The sequence below is a fragment of the Aminobacter anthyllidis genome (assembly GCF_018555685.1).
Lineage (GTDB): Bacteria > Pseudomonadota > Alphaproteobacteria > Rhizobiales > Rhizobiaceae > Aminobacter > Aminobacter anthyllidis.
In genome coordinates, this window is record NZ_JAFLWW010000016.1 from 26185 (window position 1) to 42812 (window position 16628).

A 16628-nucleotide genomic window follows, 5' to 3' on the forward strand; every position below is an offset into this window, starting at 1 on the left:
TGAACTTTGAAGCAAAGGCGGGGCGTTGATGAGAGCCGTTCTCGAACAACTCGAAATCCGTCGTGCGCAGGCTCGCATGGGGGGAGGGCAGAAGCGTGTCGATGCCCAGCACGCCAAAGGCAAGCTGACGGCCCGAGAGCGCCTCGTCGTGCTTCTCGATGAAGGCTCTTTCGAAGAGTACGACATGTATGTCACGCATCGTGCGACAGACTTCGGCATGGATGACCAGAAGGTTGCTGGCGATGGCGTGGTCACAGGCTGGGGTACGATCAACGGCAGGCTCGTTTACGTCTTCTCACAGGACTTCACGGTGCTCGGCGGATCGTTGTCCGAGACACACGCCCAGAAGATCTGCAAGATCATGGACATGGCGGTGCGCAACGGGGCGCCGGTGATCGGGCTCAACGATTCCGGTGGCGCGCGCATCCAGGAGGGTGTCGCCTCGCTGGCCGGCTACGCCGACGTTTTCAAGCGCAATGTCGATGCTTCCGGCGTCATTCCGCAGATTTCGGTGATCATGGGCCCGTGCGCCGGCGGGGCGGTCTATTCCCCTGCCATGACCGACTTCATCTTCATGGTTCGAGGCTCCTCCTACATGTTTGTGACCGGCCCCGATGTGGTCAAGACCGTCACGAACGAGATCGTGACTGCAGAGGAACTGGGCGGCGCGGCAACACACACGCAAAAATCCTCTGTCGCGGACGGGGCCTTTGAGAACGACATAGAGGCTTTGGAAGAGGTCCGGCGCCTCTTTGATTTCCTGCCATTGAACAATCGCCAAAAGCCCCCCGTGCGCCCGTTTTATGACGATCCCGAGCGGATCGAGTTGCGCCTCGACACGTTGGCGCCGGAGAGCGCCAACAAGCCCTACGACATGAAGGAACTGATCCTCGCGATCGCCGATGAAGGCGACTTCTTCGAGCTTCAGGCCGCCTTCGCCCGCAACATCATCACCGGTTTTATCCGCATCGAGGGCAGGACGGTCGGCGTGGTGGCCAACCAGCCCATGGTGCTGGCCGGATGCCTCGACATTGATTCCTCCCGCAAGGCAGCACGTTTCGTTCGCTTCTGCGACGCCTTCGACATCCCGATCCTGACGCTCGTCGACGTGCCAGGTTTCCTGCCTGGCACCGCCCAGGAATATGGCGGCGTCATCAAGCACGGCGCCAAGCTGCTGTTTGCCTATTCCCAGGCAACCGTGCCGATGGTCACGTTGATCACGCGCAAGGCCTATGGCGGCGCCTACGACGTTATGGCGTCGAAACATATCGGCGCCGACATCAACTACGCCTGGCCAACCGCCGAGATAGCGGTGATGGGCGCAAAGGGCGCGGCCGAGATCCTCTATCGGTCCGAACTCGGCGATCCCGAGAGGCTGGCGGCTCGCACCAGGGAATACGAGCAGCGTTTCGCCAACCCCTTCATTGCGGCCGAGCGCGGCTTCATCGACGAGGTGATCATGCCACATTCCTCACGCAAGCGGATCGCGCGTGCCTTTGCCGCGCTGCGGGGAAAAAGCGTCGAGACGCGTTGGAAAAAGCACGACACCATCCCGCTTTGAGTATGCAAAAAATGTTCAAGAAGATCCTGATTGCCAATCGTGGCGAGATCGCGTGCCGGGTGATCAAAACGGCGCAGAGGCTCGGCATTGCCGCGGTTGCCGTCTATTCCGACGCTGACCGAGACGCCTTGCACGTCCGGCAGGCGGATGAAGCGGTCCATATTGGGCCCGCCGCCTCGGCCCAATCCTATCTTCGCATTGCCAATATCCTCGATGCCGTCACCGCCACAGGCGCTGATGCGGTTCATCCCGGCTACGGCTTCCTGTCCGAGAATTCGAATTTTGCCGAAGCACTCAAAGCCAGTGGCGTGACCTTCATCGGCCCCTCGCCCGTCGCCATCGAAGCGATGGGCGACAAGATCACCTCGAAGAAGATCGCGGCATCTGCCGGTGTCTCCACCGTGCCTGGCCATATGGGATTGATCGAGGATGCCGAGGAAGCGGTGCGCATCGCTGGCGAAATCGGCTTTCCGGTCATGATCAAGGCGTCCGCCGGCGGCGGCGGCAAAGGCATGCGCATTGCCTGGAACGACATCGAGGCGCGCGAAGGATTTCAGTCCTCGCGAAACGAGGCGAAGAACGCCTTTGGCGACGATCGCATCTTCATCGAGAAATTCGTCACCGAGCCGCGTCACATCGAAATCCAGGTGCTTGGCGATCAGTACGGCAATATCGTCTACCTCGGCGAACGGGAATGCTCGATCCAGCGCCGCAACCAGAAGATCATCGAGGAAGCGCCCTCCCCGTTCCTCAACGAAGCAACCCGGCACGCGATGGGAAAGCAGGCCGTCTCTCTTGCCCGGGCCGTGGGCTACCACTCGGCAGGCACGGTTGAGTTCATCGTCGACCGCGACCGCAACTTCTACTTCCTCGAGATGAACACCCGGCTTCAGGTCGAGCATCCGGTCACCGAACTTGTAACCGGCATCGATCTGGTCGAGGAAATGATCCGCATCGCCGCCGGCGAGAAGCTGCGTTTTGCCCAGGAAGACGTGAGACTGAACGGCTGGGCGGTCGAAAGCCGGCTCTACGCCGAAGACCCGTATCGCAATTTCCTGCCGTCGATCGGTCGTCTGACACGCTACCGCCCGCCCGCCGAAGGTCCTCGTGCGGACGGCTCGCTCATCCGCAATGATACCGGTGTGGTCGAGGGATCGGACATCTCGATGCACTACGACCCGATGATCGCCAAGCTCTGCGCCTGGGCGCCCGATAGGCTGGGCGCAATCGACGCCATGAGCGCGGCCCTCGATGATTTCGAGGTGGAAGGCATCGGCAATAACCTGCCATTTCTCGCCGCTGTCATGGACCATCCCCGGTTTCGCGGGGGGCAGCTGAGCACAGCCTTTATCCCCGAGGAGTTTGCGAACGGCTTCGCAGGTGTATCTCCGACCGATGCGGATGAACGCAAGCTCGCAGCGGTCGCGGCGCATATCAACTGGAAACTGCAGCACCGCAATGTCCTGATCTCAGGGGCGATGGACAATCATCGTCGCAAAGTCCCTGCCGATTGGATCGTCACGCTCGGCAACCATGCCTTTGCGGTCGCTATGCACGACCAAGAAAACGGAACCGCGGTGTCATTCGACGACGGTTCGGTGCTGAGCGTCGCAAGCGACTGGCTGCCGGGACGGCATATCGGGCACTTTCAAATTGGCACTAAGACCACGTCGATCAAAACGTCGCGATCAGGAACCGGCTACCGACTGCGCTGGCGCGGAATGGATGTTGTCGCCCATGTACGCAGCCCACCTATCGCCGAGCTGGCGCGATTGATGCCGAAGAAGCAGCCGCCGGACACCTCCAAGCTGCTGCTTTGCCCGATGCCCGGTGTAGTCACCACGATTGCCGTTTGCGAAGGAGAGCCCGTCGAGGCTGGCCAGATTCTTGCAACGGTGGAAGCGATGAAAATGGAGAACGTGCTGCGCGCCGGACGCAAGGGCACGGTGAAGCACATCGTCGCGACTGCCGGCATGAACATGGCTGTCGATGAACTGATCATGGAATTTGATTAAGGATAGGACAAATGACCAACTGCGCAGCCTACGGGGACTGGCGAAAACTCGCCGAGCACGAAATCAAGGCGTCGCTCGACAGCTTGGTCTGGGACACGCCGGAAGGCATTGCGGTCAAATCGCTCTACACCGAAGCCGATCTCGATACGGCCGGCCACCTCGGCACGCTGCCCGGGATAAAACCGTTCCTGCGCGGGCCGCGGGCAACCATGTATGCCGGGCGTCCGTGGACAATTCGGCAATATGCCGGCTTCTCGACAGCGGAAGAATCCAACGCCTTCTACCGCAAGGCGCTCGCCGCCGGACAGAAGGGGCTATCAGTAGCCTTTGATCTTGCCACCCACCGTGGCTACGATTCAGATCATCCTCGCGTCGAGGGGGATGTCGGGAAGGCCGGTGTTGCGATCGACTCGGTGGAGGATATGAGGATCCTGTTCGACGGCATTCCCCTGAAAGAGATGTCTGTCTCCATGACCATGAATGGAGCGGTCGTCCCGATCCTTGCCTGCTTCATCGTCGCCGGCGAGGAACAAGGCTGCCCGCGCGGCGAGCTCTCCGGGACCATCCAGAATGACATCCTGAAGGAGTTCATGGTCCGCAACACCTATATCTACCCGCCCGAACCCTCGATGCGCATCGTCGCCGACATCATCGAGTACACCGCAAAGGAGATGCCGAAGTTCAACTCGATCTCCATCTCCGGCTATCACATGCAGGAGGCCGGCGCGACGCTCGTGCAGGAACTCGCCTTCACCCTAGCCGATGGGCGCGAATATGTCCGCGCGGCGTTGAAGAAGGGCCTCGACGTCGACGATTTTGCCGGACGGCTCTCGTTCTTCTTCGCCATTGGCATGAATTTCTTCATGGAGGCCGCCAAATTGCGGGCAGCGCGACTTTTGTGGTCGCGGATCATGGATGAGTTCCAACCGAAGAAGCCGGCATCGCTGATGCTGCGCACACACTGCCAGACATCGGGCGTGTCGTTGCAAGAGCAGGATCCCTACAACAACATCGTAAGGACCGCCTACGAGGCGCTCGCCGCGGTGCTCGGTGGCACGCAGTCACTCCACACCAACTCCTTCGACGAGGCGATCGCACTGCCGACAGAGTTTTCGGCGCGCATCGCGCGAAACACGCAGCTTATTCTCCAACACGAAGCCGGCGTGACCAAGGTTGTCGATCCGCTGGCCGGCTCCTATTACGTCGAAAGCCTGACTGCCGAACTTGCCGCCAAGGCATGGGCGCTCATTGAGGAAATCGAGGAAATCGGCGGCATGACAAAAGCCGTCATCGCCGGTTTGCCAAAACGCATGATCGAGACGGCGGCGACCCGCCGCCAGGCGGCGATCGACCTCGGAGACGAGGTGATCGTCGGTGTCAACAAATACCGGCTGGAGACCGAGGCCCGGATCGAAAGTCTTGAGATAGACAATGCGGCGGTGCGTGAGGCGCAGCTCCGTCGTCTGGAACAAACAAAGCGTCAGCGCGACCCCAAGCGCGTTGACGCAGCCCTTGCCGTGCTCGGTGAGACCGCGGCCAGCGGCAAGGGCAATATACTTCAGGCAGCGGTCCACGCTGTGCGCGCTCGCGCGACCGTGGGCGAGATTTCCGACACTCTGCGCGGTGCTTTCGGTGATCACGCGGCTGTCCCAGAGGTGATCTCGAAGGTTTACGGCACCGCCTTTCAGGACGAGCCGGAATACCAAACGCTGGCGTCGCGGATCAGAAACGTCTCCGTCTCGCTTGGCGGCCGGCCGAGGTTGATGGTAGCCAAGCTCGGCCAGGATGGCCATGACCGCGGTGCCAAAGTAATCGCATCGGCGTTCGGCGATCTCGGCTTCGATGTGGTCGCCGGGCCGCTGTTCCAAACGCCTGAGGAAGCGGCAAGCATGGCCGTGGCCTCTGAGGTCCATGTCATCGGCGCGTCATCGCTCGCGGCCGGACACAAGACCCTGTTGCCGCAACTCGTCGAGGCGCTGAGAGCAAAAGGCGCTGAAAACATCATCGTCGTGTGCGGTGGGGTGGTGCCGCGGCAGGATTATCCGTTCCTGATGGACCATGGGGTCGCCGCCATATTCGGCCCTGGCACGCATGTCCTTGATGCCGCTCGTGCGGTCGTCGATCTCGTCGAAGGTAAGCGCCGCAACGCTTGAACAGTCCCGTCTTAGACCCTTTGCTGCGCGGCGAAGCCGCGATGCTCGACAAGTAGGTGTCGAACTGGTTCGCAACGATCCCGGACTTTACAGCGGCGGCCGACCTCAGGTCGCAACAGCCCGGCGGTTACCACCTGAACACGTAGAAGCTGTCGCTATCAACCTGCGGCCGCGAATTCGAAATTGCCCTGCGATTTCGACCTGGGAGACAGGAAAACCGAATGGAAGTAAAGACCGGATTGCTTCGTCATAGCGGAGGGAAATGGTACGTGAACTCCGAAGGAGTCGGGCATTTGTGGACGCATTAAGGAAGTTCGGGCGAACGCAGCCGGTCCGCGCGGCGCTCGAGCTCGGTGAAAAGATCGACGGCGCGCAGCGCGGCGCGCGCCTGCGTGGCAAGCAGACTTTCGCACGCTCAGGATTTATCCAAATGCTTGTCGCCACAGAGCTGGCTGCCGATCGACACGGGCCGGCGCTTGTGCCTAAAGCCGCATCGGCGCCCTGCAGCGACCACCGCATGTACTCACACCAGCCGGTGCGCCAAAGCGCGTCGGCGAGCCAGCATCCTACCGCATTTCCGAAGCCGCATCGTTCGGCGGCCGTAGCGCGCCGCTTGCGACGGTGCCGACGCAGAGATGCCGGAGATCGGCCGCAAGGTCGCCGACCACCTTGTCGTCGCGGGCATAGCCGAACTCTTTCAGCACGACGGCGAGGTTTTTCTCCGCGTGGAGATCAGCGGCAGGCCTGGTTGCCAGCCGGCGCCAGGCGAGCAGCAAAAGACCGGCAGGGCCGACGGACAACATCGCCCGGGCGGGGCGAGCAGCACGGCGTCACGCAATGCTGCTTCATCCTCGCCGCGGCCTGCCTGCCGCGCCGTGACCGACGGACAAAAAATCGCCCGGTCGCGTGAGCAGCACGGCGTCGCGGAGCGCGCTTTCGTCCTCGACACGGCCCGCCTGCTTGACCGTCGCCGCGGCGGCGGCAAGCGCCAGCCGCTGCCGCCAGGCGCCGGCCCACCGCTCCTGCCGCGGACCACTGCGTCGAGGGCACCGAGGGCGGCGCCGGCGGCGAGCGCGACCTCCTCAACATCTTTCCCCGCAAGGCTTTGCGCAGCCGGGATGGCACGGCGCAGCCGGGATGGCACGGAAACCATCGGGGCAGTTGCAGGACCGCCGGCAAGCGGACTATGATGGTGCGGAGAGGATTTGGGGCGGAGAATCATCGAAAGCACGATCAATCATGGCGGCGCTTTTCGCAATGATTTTGGCCATAATACGCCGGGGGTGTCGAACGACGTTCGTGTCCGGTAAGCTTGCCTTATCGGCGCTCTTGCTCCGCCGTGTTCGGCGGAAGCTTGGAATGGGGTTGCCAAGGGCTTCTGCCGTTGCAGAGCCGCTCGGCTTCGGTGATGTGGCCGGCGCTGCACGCTGCTTGGGCGCAAACGAGAGCGGAAAGCGCGCCTTGAGCCAGAGGTCGCGCTCAATGCCGAGGCCAAGCCGCCCCTTGACGCTTGCAAGCTCGGCGAGGCTGACGCTGCCGAGTTCGGGGAAGCCTAAGCCGAGGTCGCACGGGCCGAACAGGGTGTCGCCGTCGGCGTCGATTTGGGTGAGAAGCCAGGTTGCTGACCCGGAACAGTTTTGCCACTGGGCCATGGTCGGTGGCATTAGCAATGGCGTATTGTATATCGTCAGCCGCTGCCATGTTTCGCTTACGTGCCCCCCCCGGTCAGCCCGGCGCGTGCTGACCTACCCCGCTAGAGGGCCGGTCCATCCCAAATTGCCGCAGGTGACTTAGCGTCAAGACTCAGCTAAGGGTGCTGCGTACACTCCTATCCTAGCCGGCGTCCATTTCAGGCAACCTCCACCAAACGGCGCCGGCCCTTTTTCCTATTCGTCCCGCCAGATCTCCCAACGCCGAGCGCCGGAGGCGGATCGTGTGCTGCTCCGGTTGGGTGGAATAGCTCTGCGCTCATCCACTCGCGGCTCTTGCACTGCTGGCATCGAACCTTTTTCCTCACCTCGTCGATCGTGACCTTGCCGATCACCGCAGCTCGAGCGGCTCGTAGCAGCGCGTGACTTGCAGCGTGCGACCCGCTTCCGCACTAAGCCGCGCTGTTCTTGATCACGCGCAGTTCGTGGTTCCCCAGCCGCCGGGAAGCGGCTGCCCTACCATTGCCGATCGTGTGCTGAGCGAAGTCGGAAATCGGGCAAGGTCGGCCGAGAAGATAACCCTGGATCGCATCACAGGCTTCTCCACGAAGGAAGGTCAATTCCGCGTCCGTTTCGACGCCCTCTGCCAAGACGGGGAGCTTGAGGCCCCGGGCGAGGCCAAAGACAGCACGCATGACGGCAGCCGCCTCGACGCTGCTATCGACCGCCCGCACTAGAGACTGGTCGACTTTGATCTTGTCGAACGGGAAGGCCCGCAAATTCGACAGCGACGAGTACCCGGTGCCAAAATCATCCATTGCGATTTGGACCCCAAGGCTTTTGAGCTGGCGCAGCGCGGCGAGCGCGCGCCCCATGTCCTTGATCAGGCAAGTTTCGGTAATTTCCAGCTCGAGGCGGAATGGATCGAGACCGGTCTCTTTCAGCACTGCGCCGACCAACTCGGACAAATTCCCGCCATGGAGTTGCATGGCCGAAACGTTGACGCTGATTGCTAGCGGTTGTTGCCAGCTTGCCGCCTCGGCGCAGGCGGTCCGCAGCACCCATTCACCGATCTTTAGAATGGCGCCACACTCTTCAGCGATCGGGATGAACACCGCCGGCGGAACGGCGCCGCGTTCAGGATGATCCCACCGGAGCAGCGCTTCGAAACCGAAGACCTCGTTGGACACGAGTTGCGCCTGCGGTTGATAGACGAGGCGGAGTTCCTTGCGCGAGATCGCGTGACGGATGTCGTGCTCGAACTGACGGCGATCGCGCAGATGCTCACCCATGGCCGGCTCAAAAACGCAATAAAGGCCACGCCCCTGCATTTTGGCCTCATAGAGCGCAGCATCGGCATGGCTCAAAAGCGTCTCCCGATCGGGTGCATCGTTCGGGAATACGGCGATGCCGATGCTGGTGCCGATGGTGACGCCGGCGGGCAGGTTGCCGCCTGTGTCGTTGAATGCGTCCAGGATGGCCTCAGCAGTGCGCGTCGCATAGCCCGCGCTCGGCAGACCGGGAACAATCACAGCGAACTCGTCGCCGCCCAAGCGCGCAACCATTTGCCCGGGCTTAAGGACGCCCCTGATCTTCTCGGCCACACACTGCAGCACGGCGTCTCCGACAAGGTGGCCGAAGAGGTCGTTGATCTCCTTGAAGCGGTCGAGATCGAGGAAGAGCACGGCAAGGCACCGCTCAGTGTCGAGATGTGCCGTAAGCTCGGCCTCCAGCTTTTCGTTGAAGCTCGTGCGGTTCGGAAGCTTGGTCAAGGGATCGTGGTGGGCAAGGAAGTGAATTTCCTCCTCCGCCCGCTTGCGCCCGCGGATATCGCGCACGGCAAACACCTGATGCGGCTTGCCGGCATAGAGGATGCTGTGCCGGATCAGCTCCGCCGGGACCATGCTGCCATCCGTCGCGCGGAGCCCCACCTCAAGCGGCGTTTGCGCAGTGCCCGTGAACTCGCCTTGGGAAACGGTGGGAAAGAAGGACGCGAGCGGGCGTCCGACCGGCTGAGAGCCGTCGACGCAGGCAAGCGCGGCGAAACTGCGATTGGCTGCCACGATCTCGGTTTCGTTGCACACGATCAGCCCCTCGACGGCCGCGTCGGCCAGTTCCTGCATACGCGCTGCCTCGCCAGCGCGACGGAGATCGCGCACATCGAGGGCGAGGCCGATGATGGCCAAGAGGATGATGAGGATCGAAACGAGGGCTACGCCAGCCGCCATCCAGTCCGCCGGCAACGCCGTTGCGGAAAGAACAATGCGCGGGTCTGGCATGATTGCCGCCGCGGCCATCGCCGTGAAATGGTGGCTGCAAATCGCTACCGTCAACACGAGGGCACCGAGCGCCTTCCATTTGAGCGTGTTGGAGTGAAGGGCAACCGGCAGTGCGGCCGCGCCGAACAGCCCGCCAAGAATGATTGAGGCGGCGACGAGCGGCACATCCCACACGACGCGGCCCGCGATCTCGAATGCGGCCATGCCAGTGTAGTGCATCACCGCGATGCCGCCTCCGACGATCGCACCGCCGATCCAGCGTCCATGTGGAACGCGTGGCGAGATGCCGATCGTGAGACCCGTGCCGGTCAAAGCGATCGCGGCCAGCAACGACATGATCGTCAAGGCGATGTTGTAGCCGCTCGGTACGGCGGGCTGGAAGGCCAACATAGCTATGAAATGCGTCGCCCAGATGCCGAAGCCGGTGGCGACCGCGGCGACGGCTAGCCAGATCCGTCGCATCTCGCTTTCACTGCGCCCGACATGGTGTAGGAGGTTCACGGCCGTGAAGGAAGCCAGGGCGCAAATGAAGGCGGCCAGCGCAACCAGACGCAAATCATGCTGCGTCGCAATGCAAGTGTAGACTTTCAACATGCTCTTCCCCCAGGCAGGATGATCACCCCGTTGGGGAGAAATCTACGCCCAAAACTTGAATAAAGCGCTTAAGCGGCAAATCCGCTTTGAATCATCTCGTCTCTCAAATCCGGTCATCTCTTGCGCCCTCAAAGGCGATTACGCGGCCTAGGCAAGATTCGTCTTCTTCCCGAGCCGGGCGCAATTCCGGCCGTGATCGCGAAATCTCGACGCAATGCCTTCTCGATGTGCCGCGCCAGCGTCACATACGTGGGCGACGGCCAAGGCGGCCGTTCTCATCGAGATAGGAGGTAACCAGACCATCGCCGGTTAAGATGCCGGTCCTGCTATTCAAACACCTAGCTCCTGACCAAACTGCTTCGCAGCAATGCCAGGAATGTCGTCAATCCGGTCAGGTTTCCCGATTAAATAGCCTTGAGCTTCATCACATCCGACGCGGCGCAGGTAGTCGAGCTGGTGGAGAGTTTCCACGCCTTCGGCTGTCACCTCAATTCGAAGCTCATGCGCCAACTCAATCAATGATCTTACAATGGCGGCGCAATCCGCATCGGCCAGCATATCCTGGACAAAAGATCGGTCGATCTTGAGCCGCGAAAGAGGCAATTTACGGAGGTAAGTGAGGGATGAATAGCCGGTGCCAAAATCGTCAAGAGCAACTGTCACAGATAATGAACTTAACGACTGTAATAACGAAATCGTTTCTTCAAAATTCGAAATCAGCACCGTTTCTGTGATCTCGACCTCGAGTCTTCGGGGCTCCAAACCGGCTTCAGCCAAGGCCGCTACAATTCCATCCAGCAAGGCCTTGTTCTTAAGCTGCATTACCGACAAGTTGACGGATACCCGCAAGTCGCGCGGCCAGCGCGCCGCTGCCAAACAAGCTGTTTTGACGACCCAGTGTCCGATGGCGTGAATCAAACCCGTTTCTTCAGCGATGGATATGAACTCCGACGGAGGGATAGGGCCAAGGGTCGGATGCTGCCACCGCAGAAGCGCTTCAAAACCTCGGATGCGATCGCTCCCGAGGTCGAGAAAGGGTTGAAATGCGAGCCAAAGCTGGTCATTGGCCAGCGCAGATGGGAGATCGCGTGCAAGGGCATGGCGCCTTGCAGCAGCTTCATCGTCGCCTGGGCTGAAAAACTGGATGGAGCCCGCCCCCGGCGTCTTGGCCCTGTATAGCGCGGTGTCGACGCACCGCAGGAGTTGGTTGGTATCCAAACCGTCAGCGGGGGCCAAAGCGATACCTATAGAGACCCTGCAATATATTTCGCGCTTTTCGATCAAGAACGGCGCGCACATGGCATCTACGATCTGTTTGGCCAAGGACCTGATCTGATCTGGCCTGATATCGCGCGTAGCAATTATTGCAAATTCGCCGCCCTCCAATCTGGCAATGCCATCGCTCTCCCGCGTCGATCTCCGAAGTCTCGCAGCCACTTCGACCAAAAGGGCATCCGCCATGGCTCGGCCAAAGCGATCATTCACCTCGGCAAAATTGTTAAGATCGAACAAAAGCAACGCACAGTGCTGGTCAAACTGCTTTGCGTCCACCAACGCGTTCTCCAGCCGCTCGTTGAAGCTGAACCGGTTTGGCAGTCTCGTCAGAACATCCCTGCGAATGGCATTTTCGCTTTCCGCCTGCAGAATAAAGCGCTGGGTAAATTCGAAGGCGTGAGCAAGCACGGCACGAAACAGCGTGATGGCGTAACTCACCATCAGGATTGCGACGGGCAGGTTGACCGCGTCTTTCACCCACACGATCGCCACCGCTGAACCGACGAAGATCGGTAGCGTATACGCGATGGCCGCAATAGGAATCGTGTAAAAGGAAGCGGCGCCGCCTGCGATCATCCCCGCGCTCAGGCAGGTAATGACGACCTGGGCGGCACTTGTTGCCCCGCTGAAGAACAGAACGGGAAGTGCTCCCCACCAGGTGCCGAACAAGAAGGCGTTCCGCACCAGGTTTTGCGTTGTCCGGCGAGACACCGATCTTGGTTTGACGGACTGAAATGATGATCTCGCTCTTAGGCCGACGAAACCAGCGGCGACGATGATCACACTCGCCCAGAGGATGGCTTTGGTTTGGTCAGGCGAGCCCCAAAACGCCATGACAAAAGTGGCCGCATTGAGGATGTTCGCAACCATGGCAAGAAGCGTGTTGCGAAGCACGATACTGACCTGCTCCGCCCTGATACGGCCGGCAAGTGGTTCGATCGTCGAGGGCCCGCCAAAAACACGCAGGTCTCCCGCCAACAGGTCACCGAGCCTTGCGGCTGACAGACGCTGCATCACTCTTTCACTCCCGCCCTAGAGTAGTAGCTGCGTGTTGATCTCCTAGCACCGAACAATTCGGAAAAAGTAAATTTCGACGGCAAATTTGGACAGCCCAGTTGGGGAAACCAAAGGGCTCCGGAATTCGAAGATAGTGAAAGACACGATGCTCCCTATCCGGGATGTCGCGACGCAAGCCTAGGAATTCTGCCTCAAGTCTGTTGCCGGCCTCCGTGAAGGACTTGGCCTTGTTGCATTCTGAGACTCACGTTGCCCTAATCCGATCGCTGGTTCACGGCCGCGATGTCCTATCTATCTGCGTCCCCACAAAGGGGCCGCCCGGTAGCCGTTCCTGGTTGGAGCGTGGCTGTCGCGACACAACGAATGCGCGCGCGGGGGCACTTCAATCTTCGAGGCCGTCACCGGCGCCCGCCATCCGAGGATACGCCCTGAAGCAGGGGCGTCGCCTTCCTTGTCATCAGCATCGCGCCGGCCCGCGCGGAAGCCAGACTGAGCCGTCCCGTGTGCGCCGGTAATCTCTCCCAGGCAAGGGCGGCGCCGGTCCTCACATGCCGGAACCGACACCTGCGCTCCGGCGTCCTGCCATTGTCGATAGGTGTCCACAGGCCATCGCTGTAACCGTTGACGATGGCTGCGACCCGCAGCGCCACGGTGTTGATGCCGCGGCAGCGCCTGCCTGATGCGACGTTGGTCGGGCCGGCGGCGCTGGTTTCCGTTTTGGAACCACGACGCGCCCCAATCACCTGCACCTTCTTCGATTGCAGCGATGATCTCGGCGGTGATGCGCGTGTATGCCGTGGCAAACAGCCCGTTTTCGATGGCAAAAGCATGACTCAATGGGCGTGGGGATGCGGCGGCGTCCGGAGCAACGGAGGGCCGCCCCCTCGATCACCTGGTCAGCAAGTCTGAAACCTCGCATTGCCGTCTGATCTACAGGCTGCGCTTGCGGATGCATACCGCAGAAAGCTGCGACCGCTTTGCTTGTGCAAAGAGCCCTGCCCGGCGATGTATATTGCGCAGGTTGGCGACCAATACATGGTCAAGCGGATGCCGCTGTCGGGTGGCAGCCATGATCCGTCCTGTTCCTCTTACGAGCCGCCCGACGAACTGTCCGGCCTCGGCGTGCTGATGGGCAGCGCTATCCAGGTCGATTCCGAGAGCGGCATGGCCGCGCTGATGCTGGACTTTCGGCTGTCGAAGGTCGGCACGCGATCTGTGCCGGCAGCTGGCGCCGTAGGCTCGAACAGCGTGGTCGGAGACACCAGGAAACTCTCGCTGCGAGGCCTGCTCCATTACCTCTGGCACGAAGCGGAGCTGACGGTCTGGACGTCACGATGGGCTGGCAAACGGCATTGGTGGAATATCCGTTGGCACCTCGTCGAGGCCGCTGGCCAGATGACGGTCAAGGGCGAGCGCCGAGCGAAATCCTGTTTGTGCCCGAGCCGTTCCGGTCCGCCGATAAAATCGCGATCGAGCAAAGGCGCGGGCAGGCGCTTGCACCTGCGCTGCCCCCGAAGAGCGGCCCCAGAAAGCTGATGATCCTGGTCGGCGAGGTCAAGGAGTTCAGCCCGGCTCGGGGCGGTCACAAGTTGATCGTCAAGCACATGCCGGGGTTCGTGTTCCTGTTGGATGAGAGTCTTCATCGTCGGCTTCAAACCCGCTTTGAAACCGAGATGGCACTCTGGAGCGCGGATGAGGCATCGCATCTAGTCGCGATGCCACCTTCGGGTTGACCCCGGCGGGGCTGGCGGTGATCGAGGAAATGGCCATCATGGTCGTGGCGGAGAATTGGGTGCCTTACGAGTCCGCCTATGAAAAGAAGCTGGTCGACGCCCTTGCAAGGACCAGGGAGCGAAGCATGAAAGGACTGCGCTACAATCTACCATTGGACAGGCCAACCGCGACGGCGATATTGCAGACACAGCCGCGGCCGGTTGGCCTCTATATCGTCCCCCTTCTTCCGATGGCACATAGCTGAGCGAACTGATCGCGTCGCGACCGGAGTTCGATTCCTGGATCTGGCGGACGGCCGATAGTGAGATGCCGACTTTGCCTGGTCAGCAAGACGGTGGGCCCGTCATATGAGGCACCGTTCGCGGCCGGTATTTCAGGTACGCTGGTATTATCATCCAATTCGCTCGTCTGAGCGGATATTCCCGGCAAATGATGTATCCGCCCTGGACCACAGAGCGGGTTGCAGTGCGGACGTGCAGGCGATCCCTTCCGGTTCGCAAGTTGGGCGGGTCACGCCGTGTTCGTAGCCGCTGATGAGCTTCATCGCCTCTGGCGCGCAAGAAAAGGGCCGGGCTTGCAGCACCCGGCCAAGCAAGAGGGCAAAAACCTCCAGAGGGGAACGCGCCGGACGCAATGGGAGGAGAACGCCCGACGCACAACGGCATATAGGTCAGCAAGGATGACATCTCAACGACATGCCAGTAGACCACGAGGCCTGATCATCTTGGTGCACTGAAGCTTGCGAGCCCGGGCGTTTGCCCAAAACCTCATTTCACGTTGCTTTCGGAATTACAAAAGCTCAAGACGGCATGGCTGCATATATCGGTTCCGGCGCCTAGCAGCCGAAACGATTTCCGGGGCGAACGCGTATTAGTAATAGTTTATGACGATACTTATGCTGCCGAGACATTTCTTGCCTTCAGCCACAACCATTACTATGTCGCGAGGCTTCGCCTGCTGCCTTCAAGCCAACCGGAGAATTTCATGACAGAAGAAGCCGAGCACAGCCTCAGAACACGGCTTCATCTTCTCCGCCTTAGCTGCGCCGGCCAGGTATGACGAGCGGCCGCCGCTGACCTGCATGGCCACGCCAGACGCATCGGCGCAGCGAACATTCTGCCTGTACGAGCAGCGGAGTTTGACAATGAATAGACGTATCCCGCAGGCCCGGATGTCATGCCATTCTTGTGGCGGACGGCCGTGATCACGTCTGAACAAGCAGCGTGTGTCGCCGCCCGTTCACCCTTATTTACGCGAACAACTCCTTGTAACCGGTGGTCATCATCCAGTTCGCCCGATCGAGATGGCTTCGCGCTGCTTTTCGCGCGCGCACCGGCTCTTCCGCCGGATCGATGCCGAGGATGACCTGCGCCATCTCCTCATAACTGGCATCGTCGGCGGAGGCGTCCAGGAACCTAAAGTAAGTCTTGAAGTGCTGCTTGTCGTAGGCGGTCAGGCTTTCCGACCAAGGGACCTCGTCTTGAAGACCTGGTTCAACGTCTGTGTATTTCATCACGATATCGGGCTCCGGGAACAACTGGTCGAAGATTTCGCTTCGACAGGCTACCCGGACCGAGGGGAATATCATCCTCAAGGCGACATTCCGATCATCGTCGGCAACAGCCCGCTCGAAGCGAGAAACGCTCCTTTGGGCGATGCAACTCCAGGTTAGGGATGAATTGCAAAAAGCTCAAGACTGTTCGGCTCGCCGTCGATTCCGGCCGACTGCTCGGCCGTTAATTTCACATAATTTCACATTCCAAATAAGACACAAAAGTCGGCCCAGAGCTGCCGGCCGAAACGCGCTAAGGCATTGGGATGCGCCGCAATGGGGCCAGGCTTCCGGGCCGATTCCAAATCTTTTGGCTCTTCGGCCGTCCGCTCATCCGTCTTGACCAGGACGAACCTACAGCCTATCTCACCGCCACGTTAGCACTCCCCACTGGCGAGTGCTAACCCAGGCTTCGGCAACGAAGAACCGTTCAACCTCCGCACCAGGGATATCCAAAATGGCAAAGTCGAATTTCCGGCCGCTTCATGACCGCGTGGCCGTTCGTCGGGTCGAATCCGAATCCAAGACCGCGGGCGGGATCATCATCCCCGATACGGCTAAGGAAAAGCCGCAGGAAGGCGAGATAACCGCCATCGGTTCCGGCGCCCGCGACGAAGCCGGCAAGCTCGTCCCGCTGGACGTCAAGGCCGGCGACCGCGTCCTGTTCGGCAAGTGGTCGGGCACCGAAGTCACGCTCAATGGCGAAGACCTTCTGATCATGAAGGAATCCGACATCATGGGCATCATCGGCTGACACGCCGCCGCCCTTCATCCGCACCATCCAATCTGAATTTCGGGC

The 16628-nt window shown here is 60.7% G+C and carries 10 protein-coding genes and 3 pseudogenes; 5 read left to right on the forward strand and 8 right to left on the reverse strand.

The window, feature by feature from the left end:
* Positions 1-28: 28 nt before the first annotated feature.
* The 3 genes from J1C56_RS31245 to scpA are packed head-to-tail and all read left to right on the forward strand — an operon-like array spanning position 29 to position 5729.
* Positions 29-1561, forward strand: coding sequence for an acyl-CoA carboxylase subunit beta (locus tag J1C56_RS31245; protein ID WP_214393812.1), 1533 nt, complete (start codon positions 29-31; stop codon positions 1559-1561).
* 11 nt (positions 1562-1572) lie between these two features.
* Positions 1573-3576 carry an acetyl-CoA carboxylase biotin carboxylase subunit gene (locus tag J1C56_RS31250; protein ID WP_214393813.1) on the forward strand — a complete coding sequence of 668 codons (2004 nt, stop codon included), beginning with the start codon at positions 1573-1575 and terminating at the stop codon, positions 3574-3576.
* Positions 3577-3587: 11 nt separating this feature from the next.
* Positions 3588-5729: a methylmalonyl-CoA mutase gene (gene scpA, locus J1C56_RS31255; RefSeq protein ID WP_214393814.1), complete on the forward strand. Its 2142-nt coding sequence runs from the start codon at positions 3588-3590 to the stop codon at positions 5727-5729.
* Positions 5730-6295: 566 nt separating this feature from the next.
* On the opposite strand, the gene J1C56_RS33555 is transcribed toward scpA, so the two are convergent.
* The 7 genes and pseudogenes from J1C56_RS33555 to J1C56_RS33860 all read right to left on the reverse strand — a co-directional run.
* Complete coding sequence (locus J1C56_RS33555; protein ID WP_338001540.1) at positions 6296-6532, reverse strand: hypothetical protein; 237 nt, start codon at positions 6530-6532, stop codon at positions 6296-6298.
* Between the two features lie 42 nt (positions 6533-6574).
* Positions 6575-6721, reverse strand: a complete 147-nt coding sequence (locus J1C56_RS33560) for a DUF1403 family protein (protein ID WP_338001545.1) — start codon at positions 6719-6721, stop codon at positions 6575-6577.
* Between the two features lie 192 nt (positions 6722-6913).
* On the reverse strand, positions 6914-7393 hold the full coding sequence (locus J1C56_RS33935; protein ID WP_476561162.1) for a DUF2958 domain-containing protein: 480 nt from the start codon (positions 7391-7393) through the stop codon (positions 6914-6916).
* A gap of 437 nt (positions 7394-7830) precedes the next feature.
* Positions 7831-10251 carry a bifunctional diguanylate cyclase/phosphodiesterase gene (locus tag J1C56_RS31270; protein WP_136620264.1) on the reverse strand — a complete coding sequence of 807 codons (2421 nt, stop codon included), beginning with the start codon at positions 10249-10251 and terminating at the stop codon, positions 7831-7833.
* A 330-nt stretch (positions 10252-10581) separates the two neighbouring features.
* Positions 10582-12540 carry a putative bifunctional diguanylate cyclase/phosphodiesterase gene (locus J1C56_RS31275; protein WP_214393839.1) on the reverse strand — a complete coding sequence of 653 codons (1959 nt, stop codon included), beginning with the start codon at positions 12538-12540 and terminating at the stop codon, positions 10582-10584.
* A gap of 401 nt (positions 12541-12941) precedes the next feature.
* Positions 12942-13205 (reverse strand): annotated as a pseudogene (locus J1C56_RS33855) (hypothetical protein); the annotation flags it as partial.
* A pseudogene (locus tag J1C56_RS33860) lies at positions 13117-13380 on the reverse strand (hypothetical protein); the annotation flags it as partial. The pseudogenes J1C56_RS33860 and J1C56_RS33855, both read right to left, overlap by 89 nt.
* A 144-nt stretch (positions 13381-13524) precedes the next feature.
* Here J1C56_RS33860 and J1C56_RS31280 point away from each other — a divergent pair.
* A pseudogene (locus J1C56_RS31280) lies at positions 13525-14521 on the forward strand (DUF1173 domain-containing protein).
* 1005 nt (positions 14522-15526) lie between these two features.
* On the opposite strand, the gene J1C56_RS31285 reads toward J1C56_RS31280, so the two are convergent.
* Positions 15527-15790 carry a DNA -binding domain-containing protein gene (locus tag J1C56_RS31285; protein ID WP_214393815.1) on the reverse strand — a complete coding sequence of 88 codons (264 nt, stop codon included), beginning with the start codon at positions 15788-15790 and terminating at the stop codon, positions 15527-15529.
* Between the two features lie 496 nt (positions 15791-16286).
* On the opposite strand from J1C56_RS31285, the gene J1C56_RS31290 reads away from it, so the two are divergent.
* Complete coding sequence (locus J1C56_RS31290; RefSeq protein WP_214393816.1) at positions 16287-16583, forward strand: co-chaperone GroES; 297 nt, start codon at positions 16287-16289, stop codon at positions 16581-16583.
* The last annotated feature ends 45 nt before the right edge of the window (positions 16584-16628 follow it).